This window comes from Ignavigranum ruoffiae, assembly GCF_023195815.2.
In the GTDB taxonomy this organism is placed as follows: Bacteria; Bacillota; Bacilli; order Lactobacillales; family Aerococcaceae; genus Ignavigranum; species Ignavigranum ruoffiae.
Genome location: NZ_CP096206.2, coordinates 137,978 through 154,870, shown reverse-complemented (window position 1 = coordinate 154,870; position 16,893 = coordinate 137,978). Strand labels below are relative to the sequence as shown.

Genomic DNA, 16,893 nt, shown 5'->3' with positions numbered 1-16,893 from the left:
TTCCTAAGTTGAGCAGAGAAGTTAATAATCATGGTCTTTATAATGATTGGCAGTAAATCTATTTAACAGGTAAGTGTCTATTTGTCGTCCTGTTTAATACGATTAGTGAATTTCTTGATAACGTGAAAGAATTTGATTTATTAAATCAACATCCTTTAAACCTGTAATATTTTCAATGGCTGATTGAATACCCTGTTCCTGGATTTGGGTCAACATCTCAACACTTTGAGTATCTTGCGGATCATCATAGCTAAGAATGCTGGCGATTACAGTTAAAAGTTGGTCATACGGGAGTCCGCGTTCTTTCAGTTCACGGAGCGGACGAATGAAGCGTTCATCATAGCCCAACTTCCGCATCGGTGTCCGCCCCACCCGACTAATTTCATCAGAAATATGTGGATTTTGGAATCGCTGAATTATTTTTTGAATATACGCCTGATGCTGGTCCGAATCAAAACCCCATTTAGCCACCAGGAGTGCTCCAGTTTCTTGAAGAACTTCCTGCAAATATTGACGAATCTCTGGATCCTGCATAGCTTGACTAATTGTTTCATAACCTGCCTTTTTACCTAAATAGGCGACGGTAGCGTGTCCTGTATTCACTGAGAATAATTTCCGTTCAATATATGGTAATAAATCTTCTACGTAAAGGACTCCTTCCAGACGGATGTTGGAATGCATTTGGGTTTGGTCAATAATCCATTCTTTAAAAGGCTCTACGCTTACCTTTAATGGATCTTCATGGTGTTGTATAGGTACGATACGATCTACGGCCGCATTTGGGAAACCAATATATTGACCTACATATTGTTTGGCCTCTGAACTAAGGTAAGGTAAAACGTGGTCTTTTAAGAATCCTGATCCATTAATCATATTCTCACAGGCGATAATGTCCAGAGCCTGCGTCTTTCCTGCTTTCATCCGTGCTTCTATCCCTTGCGCGATTAATTCGGCAATATGAGGTAAAATATTCGGACCGATAGCCGTAGTCACAATATCAGCTTCTTTCAGAGCTTCAACCACTTCTTCGGGATGCTCAGCATTATTAATTCCAGAAACCTGATTAACTTGAAGGGGGATTGCATGGTCTTGGGCGTAGTCTACCTCATATTCCTGTCTACTTTGTAGCGCTTCAATGATTCTTGAATCAATATCGACAAAATCAATCGAAAATCCATTCTTAAATAGAACTTCTCCAATAAATCCTCGACCAATATTACCTGCCCCAAAGTGTACTGCTTGCATTATAAGTCCACCCCTTCAATTAATTGAATAATTTCTGCCTTATCTTTAGCATTAACCAACTTGACGACATTATCTAATTCTGAACAAAGAACAGCAATCTTTGAAAGTAAATCTAAATGTTCATCACCAACTCCGGCGATGCCAAAGATCATCATCGCCATTTTCTCCTCATTGGGATTCTCTGAGAAATCCACCCCAAAAGGGACTTGAATCACGGAGATGCCAGTGGATTGAACGTGCTTCTTAGCTTCATCGGTTCCATGAGGAATGGCAACAAAGTTTCCCATGTGGGTGCTGACAATCTGCTCACGCTCCAGCATGGCCTCAATATATTCAGGGCTCACAGATCCAGATTCTACTAAGAGTTCACCCGCTCGCCGAATAGCTTCATTCTTATCGTTGAACGTCTGATTCAATTCAATATTATGTTCATTTAAGTTCATGCTATCTTCCCTTCTTAATCGATTATTCAAATTCTTTGATTCGTTCTAAGAATACTTGTTTCATCATTGCTTTGATTTCTGCTTCACTTCCCTGATTGTAAGTGCGTAAATACTGATCCGTTTCAATAATTGATTGACTAATATGCCCTAAAAGTTTTTGCCCCAACTCTGAGATTGAATCTGGCCCGATTAAAATCAACATCCGTTTTAACGTAAGAGCTTGGCCATCCATTCCTGTGATGGTAAAAGGTTGATCTAATTCATAAATTCCAAAATATGCTTGATTGACCTGATGACTCAAACAATGAAACAAAGCCAGTTCACTGCCCGGAATGCCAATCGGCGCTAACTGATAGCGTTCCAGTAAAGATTGGGCGACCATTTGCGGATCTTGAATAATATTATTATCCAATGATTGCAAGATGAACAAAAGGCTGGCTTGAAGATTTGCTTTCTGCTCTATCTTTCTTAATTCAAAAGAAGTGGTTAAATCATTGGCCATGGTTAAATAAGTATAGACTTGATCAAATAACAAGCTATTTTGTTTAAATATCTTCGCTTTAAGCGGTTTAGCAGACGAACTTTCGATTTCAGCTAAAGTATTTTTAATGTTTTTAATCTCTTCATCTAATAGTAATGGCGAAACAAGCATATATTTCCTTGGAAAATCTGGCAACTGAATGGTCGAGACAATTAAATCATAGGCCTCAAGATTAAACTGGCTTAACTGAGATATCTTAGCAATTTGGATCTGACCAACTTGGGGAATCATGCGCTCGATTCGTCGCTCCAATATTTGTGAAGAACCGATGCCACTTGAACAAACCACCAGAATGGTATGCTCTAGTCTGTGCTCTGCCATTCGATCGATAGAAGCAGCAAAATGAAGCAAGATATAAACCAGCTCCTCCTTCGAAAAAGAATGACGATCCTTCCCTGGCTCACGAAAGAAAATTTGGTCAAAATGGTTTTCAATGGCTGAGAAAATTTCCGGATACTGTTCAACAACCTTCAAGAGCACCGAATTATCAATCTTCTGCAGAAGCCCACTGGGACGGTTTAAGGAAGCCTGAATATGGGCCAATAAATCTTGAAATAAACGCGAATCAGCAGGGAAATCAATCTCGCTTTGTTTAGCAACCTGTTGGATAAATTCTTTGACCTGAAAAGTCAATTGAGAATCAAAATTCTGATTAAAAAGATTGATATCTTTTCTATAATTAACCCCGGCTAATAGGCGGGCAAAGAAATGTCGTTCGTTCAAGGCAATGGATTGACCTATTTGTAAAGAAATTGATCCATAAATTTGATGAGACAATTTAATTAAATCTTTATCAATCCCCTTGATAGAAACCTGATCATTGAGTTGATGATCATTCTTAATTCGGTCAATCGATAAAGCTAACATCACCAATATATATTGCAACTGATTATCGTTGACTAAGTCAAAACGCTGGATAGCCTCTTGAGCCAAAGTTTCTTTAGCAATCAACCATGATGCTGGCTCAATCATTTGCAGAATATAATGATTTATAGATCTTCCTTTGTTTTCTGATAAATTCTCCAGGTGATTAAAAAACTCTGACTCAGAAACCCCATTATAAATTAGGGAGCCAGCAACTTGTCGAAGCACTTTCTCCTTGTCCGGAGCCAGCAAACCAACAGCTGGTTGACGAAATATTTCCAAGTTGTAAGAGGCTAAAGCATTACTAATCGTTTCCAAATCTTTGCTAGCTGTCCCATAACTCACTTGGAATTCATCGGCCAAGGCTTCAATCGTCTGCACACCTTGACTCAAGAGGACGGTCAAAGCCATCGCTTGCTGACGTTCTTGAATATCAATCCAAAGTCCTTGTGATTGGTCAATCCACCGATCCACCATAGTCATTTGAGCTGGATTTTTAAAAATTAGCTGATAACCTTGATCTTTAGGTTTGATGAGTTGAATCTCTTCTCTAGCCAAGCTTGCTTGCAAAGAGGCCAATTCACGGTAAACAGTTCGACGACTTACCTTGAGGATCTTTTGTAAATCCGCAACTGTTAAACCATGATCAAGATGACGCAGATTTTTTAAAATAAGTTGTTCTCTAACTGTCAGCTCCATGATCATCCACCCCTGATTTGCTATTTATTTATAGTATAGCATCATAATTTTCTTCATCTAATAAATCATCCCAAATAAGTAGGGTCGCTTGCGGGAATCGCTCTTGTAAGCTGTCTTTTAATTCAGGGTTGGTTATCAAAACATCCTCATTACTAGTCGTTAATTGATCTAATGCAATAGCCTGAGCCGAAGCTACGTGTCCGTTCGCTCGCTGTTTATTTCTAAACTGAGAAGCGGCCATCGTCGTTTGTCCCACAGTATCTTGATAAACAAAGTATACTTTTTTGTTAGTAATATTCACTTTTGAAACAGTTTCTTCTTCTGAGGCCGGTGCTTGACTTTTATCTTTACCGATCATTTCGCTTAGTAATTGATCGTACCGTTCTCCATCTAGGAAATTACCAACCGATACGTGTTCAGCTTGAGGTGCTTGCCGACGAGCCCGATCGGTTAATTCTTCCTGGGTAATCACTAAAGTTCCAGGCTGATCTTGTAACTGACTAATCGCCACATTAGTAATAGGTAAGTCAATCTGCATGCTCTTGGCTTTCTTTCGTAATAAGGAAGCACCCATTGCACTCGATCCCATTCCAGCATCACAGGCAAAGATAATGCGATCAATCTTGGCCAAGGCTGGAGCAGCATCTCCACCTACTGGGCTGACTTGTCCCTTAGATTGGCGTTTGGCAGCGGCAACTTGATTCTGCATGGCTTCTAAATTATCTTCTGTATTTCGATCGAGTTTAAGCACCATGGCGGCTACCATAAAGGATACCAAGGCGGCAGCTAGAACCCCCATAAGAACAGATAAGTGGGCGCCTTTAGCAGACATCCCCATAATTGCAATGATTGAACCAGGAGAGGCTGGAGAAGTTAAGGCGGCGCCTAATAATTGGAAAACAAAGGTTCCCGTTACCCCGCCGGCAATTACCGCTAAGAACAACATAGGTTTCATCATGACATAAGGGAAGTAAATTTCATGGATCCCACCTAAGAAATGAATAATCATTGCTCCAATCGATGATGATTTTGCTGATCCTTTACCAAAGATAAAGTAAGCCAACAAGACTCCTAGACCAGGGCCAGGATTTGCTTCTAAGAGATAGATTACTGACTTGCCCAAGCTTTCCGCTTGTTGAGTACCGATTGGTGTTAAAATACCATGGTTTATCGCATTATTTAGAAAAAGTATCTTAGCAGGTTCAATAAAAATATTAGCTAGAGGCAAGATGCCTGCATTGATAATCGTTTGAACCCCTGCAGCTAGAAAGTTTGTTACCCCAGAAACTACGGGTCCGATGGCATAAAAACCTAAAACGGCTAAGAAGAAACCTAATAGGCCAGAGCTAAAATTATTAATCAACATTTCAAATCCAGAAGGGATTTTGCCATCCATGGCTTGGTCAAATTTCTTAATGAACCAGCCCCCTAAAGGTCCCATCATCATGGCACCGATAAACATTGGTGTATCCCCCGCACCGGCAATCACACCCATGGTAGCAATTGCTCCGACTACCCCCCCGCGCTGTTGATAAACAATGCTACCACCAGTGAAGCCGATTAATAAGGGAAGTAAATATTGTTGCATCGGACCAACCATGGAGCTTAATGCTTCATTAGGTAAATAGCCGTCAGGGATAACCAAGGCGGTTAAGACACCCCAGGCAATAAATCCACCAATATTAGGCATAACCATACTACTTAAATAAGAACCTAATTTCTGAATGCCTGACTTCCAGGCGACATTATTTTGTCTTTCCATGTTACTGCCTCCATTCTTTTTGTTACTTTAATAGTAGTCAAATGTCAAAGCGCTTTCAACAGATTGAAATAACAACTTTGGCACATTACCTGTGCCAAAATTAGAAATGGTATGATTATCGAGTTGCACCTAGCATAAAAACTCAAAAGTTGGCTTCAATTTTTTAAGAGTCATCAGAAATATCCAATATACAGGCCATTTAATCATCGATGAGAAAATTTTATATTGAGATATTATTTTACATCTATAGTTACAACACAGCGTCCTTTCTGTGATGATTTCGTATTTATAATATGTCAGACTTCTATATTTTTTCTTCCATCAACCCTCAATATTGTAGAGATAAGAAAAAACCTTCAAGCACCGATTGATGCATTGAAGGTTTGTTTTAGAATTTATTAAATTATCTAACCCGAATAGCAAATTGTGGAGTGAACCATTGTGTTGAGTTGTATTCTAATGGTGTTCCAGGTTGGGAAGCGTGGATATAGTTTCCATTTCCGGTTGCGATGGCAACGTGGTAAGTTGATCCAGGATTACCCCAGAAATATAAGTCTCCTGGTTGAGCTTCAGCAACAGAAATACGGGTTCCTGAATATTCTTGAGCTCCGGTCCAACCACCAATATCTTTACCATAGGTTTCTTTGTAAACATATTGTACAAATCCTGAACAGTCAAATCCTGAAGGTGATTTTCCACCCCAAACATATGGTGTTCCTAAATATTTAGCTGCATTGGATAATAAATCTCCTGAGGCTGTTTGAGCGGCTTGCGCAGCTTGTTCTGCTGCTACCCGATCAGCTTCCGCTTGAGCGGCAGCCTGTTCAGCGGCGACACGTTCTGCTTCCGCTTGGGCAGCTTGTTCAGCAGCCACACGTTCTGCTTCGGCTTGAGCAGCAGCTTGTTCAGCAGCCACCCGGTCAGCTTCCGCTTGAGCAGCTTGTTCAGCAGCAACTCGATCAGCTTCTTCTTGAGCGGTTTGATCAATAGTAATATCTCCAGCAGGGCCAGCAATAACGGTGTCAGCTTGGCTAGTTTCTTCTACTTGAGCAGTTTCGCTACTTACTTCAGTTACTACTTCTGTTTCTTCAGCTTGTACTTCTGTATTTTCAACTGGAGCTTGGCTTTCAGTGACAACTTCGGTCTCAACAATTTCAACGGATTCTTGGCCATTGCTTACTTGTTCAAGTTGAGCTTGAGCTTCGGCCTCAGCTTGAGCCGCTGCTTGCGCTTGGGCTTCTGCTTCAGCTTGGGCTTGAGCCGCAGCCATAGCTTCAGCTTCAGCTTGCGCTTGGGCCGCTGCTAAAGCAGCTTGTTGAGCTGCAATGGCTTGAGCTTCTTCGAAGGCAGCTTTTTCTTCAACTAAAGCTTGACGATTTGCTTGAGCTAAGCTGATGTCATTGGTTAATTGATTATAAACAGCTTCTTGATTAGCCATTGTTTCTTCTAGAGAAGCTTTCAATGATTCTAGGTCAATCATCTTAACTACTTTTTCTTCTTTAGCTGTCTCTACTTGGGTTTGTTTATTCTCTACAGCTTCTTTATCCGCAATTTGAACATCTAATAAATCTTTGTTTGCATCAACCATCTTACGAACTACATCAACACGACCAACAAAGTCGGATACATCTTTAGAAGAAGCAACATAATTCAAGTAATTAGCAGATCCACCTGTTACTTGTACGGCACGAGCTTGTTCTGCTAGTAGGTCTTGACGTTTGGTGATCACAACTTCTAATTCTTTGATTTGTCCTTGTAACTCAGTGATTTCTTTATCATCTTGAGATAATTCTTGTAATAAAGCGTTGGCTTTCTCATTAAGTTCGTTCGCTTCAGCGTAAGCGGCTGCCAATTCTGCATATAATTGAGCTTGTTGTTGACTTAAGCCTTCAATTTCAAGATCGGCACCATAAATTAATTGATCGTAGTCTTGAGCCATTACTGGGCTAGCAAAGGAAGATACAGCAATTGCTGAGGCAAATAATGATTTAAATACATTATTAACAAACGATTTTTTCATTAATGTCGACTCCTTTTGTCTAATCTTCATAAATATCTTATATATCTTCAATCTTTTTTCACAGGAACTCAGATAAAAATTCCAATTTAATAACATGATTAGGATATCACAAAAAATGGCTTAGGAAAGCATTTTATTCAATTCGTAGCTACATTGTAACAGTCCTGTAAAATTTTAAGAAAACTTAAAGAATACTTAAACTATTGTTATTTATTGCTTTCTTCCCTATAATATTAGTTAAAGTTAATCAAGGAGTGAGCAGATGAATATAATTGAAGAACTCATCTGGCGTGGGGCCATTAATCAACAGACAGATGAGCAAGGCCTGATTGAAGAAATCGAACAACATCCGATTACCCTGTATTGTGGCGTGGATCCAACTGGCAACTCCATGCATATTGGGCATCTTATTCCATTCATGATTCTTAAGAGATTTCAGTTGCAAGGACATCATCCGGTTGTCGTTATCGGTGGTGCCACTGGTTCGATTGGTGACCCTTCTGGTCGAACGAGTGAAAGAACCTTGCAAACCAAGGAAGTGGTTAAAGAGAATGCCCGTCGTTTGACTGAACAAATGCAACATATTTTTGGCGATGACTTTACTATCTTAAATAATTATGATTGGACGCATGACTTAAGTCTTCTGGATTTCTTACGGGATATTGGCAAGCACTTTAATGTCAATACCATGTTAGCGAAAGACGTCGTTGCTTCTCGTTTAGAACATGGGATTTCTTTTACAGAATTCACCTATCAAATCCTCCAATCGATGGATTTCCACCATCTTTATAAGGACCATCACGTCCAATTACAAATTGGTGGAGCTGATCAATGGGGCAATATTACTGCCGGCTTGGATTATATTCGTCGGGTGGAGGGACCTGAAGCTAAAGCATTTGGCTTAACAATTCCACTAATGTTGAAGGCAGATGGAACGAAATTTGGGAAATCAGCGGGAAATGCCATCTGGCTCGATCCGGAACAAACTTCTCCTTACGAATTCTATCAATTCTGGCTCAACCAACAAGACGATGATGTAGTTAAATTCTTGAAATACTTTACTTTCCTAACGCCCGAAGAAATTGAAAATTTGGCCAAGGAAATTGAAGAACGCCCTCATCTAAGACTAGCCCAAAAACGCTTAGCCGAAGAAATAACGCGTTTTGTCCATAGTCAAGCCGCCTTAGAAGAAGCCCAAACAATTACTGAAGCACTTTTTACTGGCGATATTCAATCCTTGACTGTCGGGCAGATTGAACAAGGATTTAAGAATATGCCTCAAGCAACTACCGATCACCAAGCACACAATTTGGCCGTCTGGTTAGTTGATACCGGTATTGTATCTTCCCGCCGACAAGCTCGTGAATTTATCAATAACGGCGCTATTACGATTAACGGTCAAAAATATACTGATGTTGATTTTGAAATCAATCCTGAGATTGCTATCGGTCAAAAATACTATGTCGTTCGTCGAGGGAAAAAGAACTATACCTTAGTGACCATTAACGAATAAATAAAACGAAGTCCTAACACCTCATTGCGAAAAGGTGTCAGGACTTTTTTGATTGAAGCGACTCAATTGACCATTCAGTTTCTGTCATTAGCTTTGTTGATCCCAACGGGTCCGTTGCCATAATTGACCGTCCAATTGGCTTTCCTTAAGTTTTAATCGTTGCACTTGTTCGTGATAAAGCTCTTGAGCCATATACAAGGTAGCCTGCTGTGGATATGTCTGTACTTGATTCATCCATTGATCAATCGAGCGATTCGGCCAAATATCGGTCATTCGACTTCCTCTCCTTCCAACCTATAAAGTTCTTCTAAAAGATCCGCTTGTTGGACTAGCTGTTGATAGAACAAATCTAATTCCAAAGCATCGGTCTCTTGTTCGATGAATCCTTGATCAATCAGCTTGCCAAGCTGACTGAGAATGGTTTGCTGTAAAGCTCGAAAAGAGCCAACCCGGCCGGTTTCTAAATAGGTCACATAGTCGAACATCAAACGCCACTGCTGGGTTGGATTCTTAGCAGCTAGTTGACCAACGGCAAAATAAGGTAAATAGGTCATTTGCCAATAATGAGCGAAGGCTCGATAGGGTGATAATAATTCAGAGAGAGTCGCTCGTTGTCCAGAATCAGTTCGGTAGGCTGAAAGTTTTGTTCCGGATAAGACGACCGTGCCCATTTCTTTACCGACTAATATTGGTCGCCACAAATCAATCTGATAAGCATTGGGAAAAGCTTGATCAAACCAGGCTTTTAGTATTGCTGGAGCTTGGTACCAATACAATTGAAATTGAAAAATAATCCGATCAAATTCCTTTAACCGATTACGCTCAATTTCAGGATCAAATTTCTGCTGCTCTTGATAGTAAGCTCCCAAATCAAAATACGTCACATCGGTCATCGCTTGACCGGTTTGTAAGAGGAATTGATGACTTTGTGAATCATCGACCTCGGGATGACCGATAATAACTAAAGTTCTCAACCTAATCCTCCTCTTTCAAATAATCTTTCAATTGCGGAACTGCCTGGATCAATGCTTCTCGAGCTTCTTCGGGCCAATCTGCCTCCACCTGCTGAACCAGTGTGTTTAAACGCTGATCGACCTGTTTTTGATAATCTGTTTTTTGCGGCCCGCTAGGCAATTCTGCCAGGACAACAAAGATATCATTCAAAGCTTTGGCTAAAATAGACTGATATTCTGGAGTCACCGGTAAATGCTCCAAATCGGCCAGCTCCCGTTCACTACGTCTCAGTAAATCGACTTGATGTTTTGCCTGACTAATTAACTGATTAATTCCCTCTTGAAAAGCATCTGCTTGATGATTGACTGTGTATTGCTGATCAATTTCTTGAACCTCTTCCCAGTTCAACTTATCTTTTAGCTTGCTGTTAACAAAATGGCCTTCTTGATCGACAACTGCTTGTTGGTACATGCCTTGGACTGCTTCGAGACTGGCCATTTTATCTTCATATTTCTGCCAAGCCTGCTGAAGCTCCTGAGCCTTATCCGAATGCTGTTGACTATATTGCTGTATTTTATCCTCGATATGCTGGCGGTCATCTTCACTGAGATCTAGGCGTGGATAGACTTGCTGATCATCTTGATACAATTTATCAACCGCTTCGATCAACTTGGCTTCATTTTGTCGAGCCAATAGAATTTGTTGAGCGGGCCCAGCACTCAAAGAGAAATGATAATAAGCTGCTAAGACCACCAGAACCACGATGGCAGCAACTATAATCGTAAGCCTATGTGCCTTGATGGTCTTCACCTTCTATCTCTTGGTAATGGGGTAGTTGTATAGTAAAGGTTGAGCCTTTGTTTACTTGACTTTCAACCTGAATAGTCCCTTGGTGGGCTTCCACCAAAGATTTAACCACAGAAAGACCAATTCCTGACTCACCGAATTTAGTATTCTTACGTGATTCATCAACCTTATAGAATCGTTCCCAGATACTCTTTAAATTTTCAGGGTCGATACCAATCCCATGGTCGACCACCTGAATTTGAGCGTAATCTTTCTCCATCGTTCCGATCAGTTTAATCTCTTCTTCCTGGGAGAACTGAATGGCATTGGTCAACAGATTAATAATAATCTGCATCAAACGGTCATAATCGGCCCAAAAGACCAAATCTTCATCCGCTTCAATCACAATATAATCAAGGTTTTCTTGAGCCTTAACATTCATCTGTTGTTGAATTTCTTTAAAGAAGGTTTGGCCTTTGATTTTTACTTTCTTGAGGACAAACTGCTGACTGATAATTTTCTCATAATCTAAATGTTCATTAACTAGGCGCGTTAAACGCTGGGTCTCTTTGGCAATTAATTCTAAACTACGTCCCCGTTGCTTGGCTGGAATCATATCATGTTGTAACCCTTCCAGAATACCAGACATGGTCGTCAAAGGGGTCCGCATCTCGTGGGCTACGTCCATCATAAATTGGCGACGCAATGCCTCCTGACGGGCTACCTCTTCATCAGAAGCCAAAAGTGAATCGGCCATCTTCTGGAAATCACGAGCAAGGTCCGAGAACTCATCTCGCCCTTTAACATCGATCTCCAAATCATAGTTCCCCGACGTAATCTCACGAGTGACGACTTGTAATTTCTTAATTTTCCGTGTTTGATAAACGGCTGAAACCATACTCAATATAATCCCAATCGAGCCGGTAATGATGAAAGAAAGAATAATATTCTTACGGATTTCTTGAATTTGGCTTTGTAACTCATTCAAGGGAGCTGCTAAGGAAATAAAGCCACCAGGAAACTGGCCGACATCATGATGGGGTAGATAAACAATCAGAAAGGTCTCCATCTGACCCTGATAGTTCATACGCTCGACGTGACGAAAGCCAAGATATTGTCCTGACTGGATTGCTTCTAAATCTTCTTGAGATAAATTCGCATCAAAGCGTTGATCGTAGGTAGGATAGATGGTTCGTCCATCTTGAAGATAAACTTGAATTAAGATCCCTTCACTGGCCAATAACTGAGTCGTGCGAACCAAATCATTCCGCGAGAAATTATTGTTGACGATATTATCGCCGTAATTTAACAGTTGTTCTTCCAATTTACTGGTTACCTGCTGGGTCATATAAGATTCCATCCGGGTGGAAATAATGGCTAACGTCAGAAAAATTAGAATAAAGAAACTAATGATTTGTTGCCAGAGGAACTTCATCTAGTCTCCTACTTCCTCATACTTATAGCCGACACCCCAGACTGTCTGGATAACCTCTTCGCCGACTTGTTCAATCTTCTGACGTAATTTCTTAATATGAGCATCGACTGTACGTTCATCGCCATAGAAAGGATCTTCCCAAAGACTCGTTAATAAATCTTCACGACTAAAGACCCGCTTAGGATTACTTGCAAACATCACTAATAAATCAAACTCTTTGGGGGTCAAATTCTCAATGGGTTGATCTTGATAATAGGCTTCCCGGGTTTGAGTATTGATCTTAATCACTTTAGTTTGAATATCAAAGGCTTTATCTTCTTTGACCTCATCGACACTATCCATATGAGCCCGTCGATATAATGCCTTAATCCGAGCCAATAAGGTAATCGGGCTGAAAGGCTTAGTCACATAGTCGTCGGCTCCCATTTCGAGTCCAATCACTTGATCACTCTCTGAATCTCGAGCAGTTAGCATAATGATGGGCACTTCTTGGGAGATCTTGCGGATATTTCGACATACCTGCATCCCATCCATGGTCGGAAGATTGAGGTCGAGTATAATCATATCCCACGTCTCCGGGCTGGCCTTGAAAGCAGCTAGTCCTTCCCCACCATCATATTTAAAAGTAGCTTCGAAAGATTCGTTCTCGAAGAACATTGACATCATTTCACTGACAGATTCATTATCTTCAATCATTAGGATTCGCATTTTATCTTCACATCCTTTTTGTCGTTGATTCAATTATACAATAATCAATCATCGGACTCTAGCATGAGAAGAATAAGTCTTGGACTCAACGATCTTTATTTTGCAATAATTCCATCCTTAATTGGGTAAATTCAATGAAAGGTTGCATCAGCTGATTGGGTTTAATTTCCATAAGCAACTTAGTTTTCATCAATGCTTTCTGAGCTAGTTGTAAATTATTCGCTCTTAAATAAATATGGGTCAATAATAAGTGCAGGTGGTCGGCAAAGGTTAAATGATCGTCATGGCTAATGTCCTGAATCGCCATCTGACAATAATACAAAGCCTGATCAATTTTATCTAATTTCAAATAGCAGCGCGACATATTGTATAAGAATTTACGTTTAAGATAGAAGTCCAACGGATTACTATTATAAATAACATACGCTTCCTGAAAATATTCTAAGGCTCTTTGTAGCTTGCCAATTTCGGTGTAGATAGAAGCCAAAGCCACAATTACCTTGAAATGGTGAACCCGGCTTTTCTTACTTTTTAACTGATAGGCTTCTTGTAATAAAGCCAAAGCTTTGTCCGTATTGCCATGTAATTCATATTCAATCACGGCATAGACCCAGCATTTAAATTCCTGGGGATAAGTTAAATTGTTAAAGCCAACTTCACTGAGATACGCTTGCAAACGATCAAACTGACGACGTTGATTTAATTGACGAATTTCTGCTTTAACCGAGTCCAGTAAATACCCTGTGGCAGACTCTCCTAATAATTGTGAGACTGAAATTTCGAATTTATTGGCTAATTTAATCACGATATCAATATCTGGACAAACTAAGCCTTGTTCAATTTTTGAAATCATGCCCTGACTACAGATTCCGTCAGCCAATTCCTTCTGCGACCAATGATAGAATTCTCGATAGCGTTTAATATTATTCAAATACTCCATGCTGTCTCTCCTGCCCATATTCGCTTTCTGTAAATTATTATAGTTAAGCCGAATAATTTCTGCTATCTTTCGTACCCATTTTCCTTATAGAGATTTATTATTATGTATAGGTTTCAGCTTGTATACAGGTCCTAGTCTATTGCCTATAAGTGTATCTTTATGCTTGAAATGGATTCATCGTCGCTGATACAGTGATGATTCTGCCCACTTGAATAAATTTCTTTGATCTGAAATCAGGCTAAAAATCCGTGCCCCTGTAATAAACAAGGACACGGATTTGATCAACAGATCTATTTGCTAAAAACTTCCCATATGAAAAACAACAGTTTGAGATAATCAGCCTAACCGTAGAAAACTGAAAACAACATAATTTGGTCTAATTGCTTAACGGGTAGGAGCTTTCCAAATTACAGGAGGAAGTCCGTCTCCCGGTCCGCCGAGAGCAACCATTTCTGTTTGACCCAATAAGCCCATTAAATTAACTGCTAAGCCAAAAAGTGCCACAAATACTTTTAATTTTTTCATATTTTTACCTCTTCCGCTTTATTTTTTAAGGCGCTAATCACTTTCTGAAATTCTTCGGCTTCCTCACTGGTAAATGTTTCTTCTTCACATAGGTCTGTTGTCATATTCTTAGCTTTATTTACTGGTCCAGCAATCAAGGTTAAACCAGCCACTAAGCATTCTACCACATAAACAGTCTGCTTTTCTTTATTCTCATATTTGCGACTTTGCATTCTTCCTGACAGGGCAATTTGATCTCCTTTGTCACAGTATTTGACCAAAATTTCGGCCAAACGATTCCAAACAACAAAAGGGATAAAATCGGTAACCTCTTCCCCGTGCTGATTGCGCAGAGGACGATGGACGGCGATACAATTGTTAACAACACAGAGATTTTCTGCAAGTTCTTTCAATTCTGGTTGACGGACCAAACGGCCGACAAAAACGACTTGATTCAATAAAAAAATCACTCCTTTGTCTTGTTCTATAAAGTAGATACAAGATCTGGAGTGAAATACCTTAAATTTCTTCGGCAATTTTGATAATTTTTCGCAAGCGATGATTCACGCCAGATTTAGAGATCGGGCCGCCTGGCACCCGCTCCCCTAATTCCTTTAAGCTCATATCCGGATTAGCTAAGCGAAATTCAGCCATCACTTGTAATTTATCTGGTAAACTATCCAATCCATAATGCTGTTCGATTAGACGAATGGCTTCTAATTGCTTTTGTGAAGCATCAATCGTCTTGTTCATATTTGCATTTTCCATGTTGACTAAACGATTGACTGAGTTGCGCATATCACGGACGATGCGGATATCTTCGAATTTGAGCACAGCACTCGACGCACCGATAATCGCTAAAAAATCAGAAATCTTCTCGGCTTCCTTGAGATAGGTAATATGCCCATTGCGCCGGTCAATGGTTTTAGCATTTAGATTAAATTGATTCATTAAAGCACAAATATCCAAATTATGGCTATCATAATTGGAATAAATTTCCAGGTGATAGTTGTTAGATTCAGGGTTATTCACCGATCCTCCTGCTAGGAAAGCGCCGCGTAAATATGAGCGCATTTTCTGTTCGTCCTCTTTGATACTGAGGGGAATCGCTGTGGAAATTCTTAAACCATCAAAAATTTCTAAGTCTTTCAATAAGTTATCCACATTCTGACGACAACGCACAATATACACATTATTCTTCTTCAATTTCATCTTACGGCGGACAATCAGTTCCGATTCTACCTGATAATTATCCTTTAATAAGGAGAAGATTCTGCGAGCGATCGCCGCATTCTCGCTCTGAACGTTTAGAATAAATCGTTGCTGGTGCAAGCTTACTGCCCCGTTCATGCGTATTAATGCCATCAGTTCTGCCTTGGCATGTTCTGGATGCACCTCTAACAAAGTACATTCTTTCTTAACTTCTGCCGCAAAGGTCATCATAAGCTCACCCTTCTACGCCAACCTTATTGGTGTTTTTTGTTTTTGCCGACGAGTTTTATCCGATCTAAGAGATGATCCAACTCATGGACCACTTCTTCAGTATCATGATAGGCCCCGCCATCTTTCATATTTAAGAAATCACTGGAAATAATATGACAACCTTGGTCCTGCAAGCCTTTAAAATCATGGCGAACTTGTAAGAGATATTCCTGGTTCGGTTGGTGAAGAATGTAATCTTCGGGAACTGGACTGAGGTTGACCAAAACCGTATCGATAAAGTGATCATTTAAATGCTGATGTAAGACCTCGACATGATTCGCATCGGTGAAATTCTCCGTTTCACCTAACTGGGTCATAATATTACAAATATAAACCACTTGAGCTTTCGTTTGGCAAATTGCCTGACCAATTTCATCAATCATTAAATTTGGCAAAATTGATGTATACAAGCTACCAGGCCCCAAGACAATCATATCTGCTTCTAAGATAGCATCAACGACTTGAGGTGAAGCTTTAATCGCCGGCTCACCATCGACCGTAGTTACCATCACTTGTTGAATTTTCTTACGATGGCCAGCAATCTTCGATTCACCGATGGCAATCGTCCCATCTTCAAAGAGCGCATTCAAAACTAAGGGTTCCTCCGCCGCTGGCAGAATCTGCCCTTTAATTTCCATCCATTTGGCCAGTGTTTGAATCGCCTCATTCAATGAGCCTTTCATTTCTTTGAGAGCCGCAATAATTAAATTACCAATAGCATGGCCCGCTAAGAAGGCATCTTCACTGTCAAAGCGATATTGAAATAAGTCTAATAAATCCTGATCCCATTGGGACAAGGCCGTCATACAATTACGAATATCTCCGGGAGGCACCACATTAATATAATTCCGCAATGTCCCACTTGATCCACCATCATCGGCTACGGTGACAATGGCAGAAATATCAGCATTCAAATGCTTCAATCCTTTAAGAATCACTGGTAAGCCGGTGCCGCCTCCAATGACTGTGATTTTATATTTATGATTTTGTGTCATAA

Annotated in this window: 16 protein-coding genes; 1 reads left to right on the top strand and 15 read right to left on the bottom strand. The window is 40.2% G+C overall.

Annotated features, from left to right (window positions below; genetic code table 11):
* Positions 1-102 precede the first annotated feature (102 nt).
* From M0R79_RS00735 to M0R79_RS00715, 5 genes are all read right to left on the bottom strand, one after another.
* Positions 103-1,245 carry a mannitol-1-phosphate 5-dehydrogenase gene (locus M0R79_RS00735; protein ID WP_248416838.1) on the bottom strand — a complete coding sequence of 381 codons (1,143 nt, stop codon included), beginning with the start codon at positions 1,243-1,245 and terminating at the stop codon, positions 103-105.
* Entirely contained in the window at positions 1,245-1,688 is a 444-nt protein-coding gene (locus M0R79_RS00730; protein ID WP_248416839.1) for a PTS mannitol transporter subunit IIA, read from the bottom strand. The genes M0R79_RS00735 and M0R79_RS00730 overlap by 1 nt, the downstream gene beginning before the upstream one ends.
* A 22-nt stretch (positions 1,689-1,710) precedes the next feature.
* On the bottom strand, positions 1,711-3,792 hold the full coding sequence (locus tag M0R79_RS00725) for a BglG family transcription antiterminator (protein WP_248416840.1): 2,082 nt from the start codon (positions 3,790-3,792) through the stop codon (positions 1,711-1,713).
* A 28-nt stretch (positions 3,793-3,820) separates the two neighbouring features.
* Positions 3,821-5,554 carry a PTS mannitol transporter subunit IIBC gene (locus tag M0R79_RS00720; protein WP_248416841.1) on the bottom strand — a complete coding sequence of 578 codons (1,734 nt, stop codon included), beginning with the start codon at positions 5,552-5,554 and terminating at the stop codon, positions 3,821-3,823.
* A gap of 403 nt (positions 5,555-5,957) precedes the next feature.
* Entirely contained in the window at positions 5,958-7,574 is a 1,617-nt protein-coding gene (locus tag M0R79_RS00715; RefSeq protein ID WP_248416842.1) for a C40 family peptidase, read from the bottom strand.
* Between the two features lie 262 nt (positions 7,575-7,836).
* Here M0R79_RS00715 and tyrS point away from each other — a divergent pair, with 262 nt between their 5' ends.
* On the top strand, positions 7,837-9,087 hold the full coding sequence (tyrS, locus tag M0R79_RS00710; protein ID WP_092571643.1) for a tyrosine--tRNA ligase: 1,251 nt from the start codon (positions 7,837-7,839) through the stop codon (positions 9,085-9,087).
* An 87-nt stretch (positions 9,088-9,174) separates the two neighbouring features.
* Here tyrS and M0R79_RS00705 read toward each other — a convergent pair whose 3' ends face one another.
* The 10 genes from M0R79_RS00705 to M0R79_RS00660 all read right to left on the bottom strand — a co-directional run bounded on the left by M0R79_RS00705 (position 9,175) and on the right by M0R79_RS00660 (position 16,891).
* Positions 9,175-9,360 carry a hypothetical protein gene (locus tag M0R79_RS00705; RefSeq protein ID WP_092571645.1) on the bottom strand — a complete coding sequence of 62 codons (186 nt, stop codon included), beginning with the start codon at positions 9,358-9,360 and terminating at the stop codon, positions 9,175-9,177.
* Positions 9,357-10,061 carry an NAD(P)H-dependent oxidoreductase gene (locus tag M0R79_RS00700; protein ID WP_248416843.1) on the bottom strand — a complete coding sequence of 235 codons (705 nt, stop codon included), beginning with the start codon at positions 10,059-10,061 and terminating at the stop codon, positions 9,357-9,359. The genes M0R79_RS00705 and M0R79_RS00700 overlap by 4 nt, the downstream gene beginning before the upstream one ends.
* Position 10,062: 1 nt before the next feature.
* Positions 10,063-10,851 carry a hypothetical protein gene (locus tag M0R79_RS00695; protein ID WP_248416844.1) on the bottom strand — a complete coding sequence of 263 codons (789 nt, stop codon included), beginning with the start codon at positions 10,849-10,851 and terminating at the stop codon, positions 10,063-10,065.
* On the bottom strand, positions 10,829-12,262 hold the full coding sequence (locus M0R79_RS00690; protein WP_092571652.1) for an ATP-binding protein: 1,434 nt from the start codon (positions 12,260-12,262) through the stop codon (positions 10,829-10,831). Before M0R79_RS00690 ends, M0R79_RS00695 begins: the two co-directional genes overlap by 23 nt.
* Complete coding sequence (locus M0R79_RS00685; RefSeq protein WP_092571655.1) at positions 12,263-12,970, bottom strand: response regulator transcription factor; 708 nt, start codon at positions 12,968-12,970, stop codon at positions 12,263-12,265.
* Between the two features lie 85 nt (positions 12,971-13,055).
* Complete coding sequence (locus M0R79_RS00680; RefSeq protein ID WP_159428859.1) at positions 13,056-13,910, bottom strand: helix-turn-helix domain-containing protein; 855 nt, start codon at positions 13,908-13,910, stop codon at positions 13,056-13,058.
* A 384-nt stretch (positions 13,911-14,294) separates the two neighbouring features.
* A complete protein-coding gene (locus M0R79_RS00675) occupies positions 14,295-14,435 on the bottom strand; it encodes a hypothetical protein (protein ID WP_159428860.1) in 141 nt (46 codons plus the stop codon).
* Positions 14,432-14,872 carry a single-stranded DNA-binding protein gene (locus M0R79_RS00670; RefSeq protein WP_092571659.1) on the bottom strand — a complete coding sequence of 147 codons (441 nt, stop codon included), beginning with the start codon at positions 14,870-14,872 and terminating at the stop codon, positions 14,432-14,434. The genes M0R79_RS00675 and M0R79_RS00670 overlap by 4 nt, the downstream gene beginning before the upstream one ends.
* Positions 14,873-14,933: 61 nt before the next feature.
* On the bottom strand, positions 14,934-15,854 hold the full coding sequence (gene whiA, locus M0R79_RS00665; protein WP_092571748.1) for a DNA-binding protein WhiA: 921 nt from the start codon (positions 15,852-15,854) through the stop codon (positions 14,934-14,936).
* Positions 15,855-15,880: 26 nt separating this feature from the next.
* Positions 15,881-16,891 (bottom strand): gluconeogenesis factor YvcK family protein, encoded by a 1,011-nt coding sequence (locus tag M0R79_RS00660; RefSeq protein WP_248416845.1) that lies wholly within the window; start codon positions 16,889-16,891, stop codon positions 15,881-15,883.
* Positions 16,892-16,893: the final 2 nt, after the last annotated feature.

Bases quoted from the DNA above. Each gene is read 5' to 3' on its own strand.
- M0R79_RS00735 (WP_248416838.1), bottom strand. From the start codon at position 1,245: ATGCAAGCAGTACACTTTGGGGCAGGTAATATTGGTCGAGGATTTATT.
- M0R79_RS00730 (WP_248416839.1), bottom strand. From the start codon at position 1,688: ATGAACTTAAATGAACATAATATTGAATTGAATCAGACGTTCAACGAT.
- M0R79_RS00725 (WP_248416840.1), bottom strand. From the start codon at position 3,792: ATGGAGCTGACAGTTAGAGAACAACTTATTTTAAAAAATCTGCGTCAT.
- M0R79_RS00720 (WP_248416841.1), bottom strand. From the start codon at position 5,554: ATGGAAAGACAAAATAATGTCGCCTGGAAGTCAGGCATTCAGAAATTA.
- M0R79_RS00715 (WP_248416842.1), bottom strand. From the start codon at position 7,574: ATGAAAAAATCGTTTGTTAATAATGTATTTAAATCATTATTTGCCTCA.
- tyrS (WP_092571643.1), top strand. From the start codon at position 7,837: ATGAATATAATTGAAGAACTCATCTGGCGTGGGGCCATTAATCAACAG.
- M0R79_RS00705 (WP_092571645.1), bottom strand. From the start codon at position 9,360: ATGACCGATATTTGGCCGAATCGCTCGATTGATCAATGGATGAATCAA.
- M0R79_RS00690 (WP_092571652.1), bottom strand. From the start codon at position 12,262: ATGAAGTTCCTCTGGCAACAAATCATTAGTTTCTTTATTCTAATTTTT.
- M0R79_RS00685 (WP_092571655.1), bottom strand. From the start codon at position 12,970: ATGCGAATCCTAATGATTGAAGATAATGAATCTGTCAGTGAAATGATG.
- M0R79_RS00680 (WP_159428859.1), bottom strand. From the start codon at position 13,910: ATGGAGTATTTGAATAATATTAAACGCTATCGAGAATTCTATCATTGG.
- M0R79_RS00675 (WP_159428860.1), bottom strand. From the start codon at position 14,435: ATGAAAAAATTAAAAGTATTTGTGGCACTTTTTGGCTTAGCAGTTAAT.
- whiA (WP_092571748.1), bottom strand. From the start codon at position 15,854: ATGACCTTTGCGGCAGAAGTTAAGAAAGAATGTACTTTGTTAGAGGTG.
- M0R79_RS00660 (WP_248416845.1), bottom strand. From the start codon at position 16,891: ATGACACAAAATCATAAATATAAAATCACAGTCATTGGAGGCGGCACC.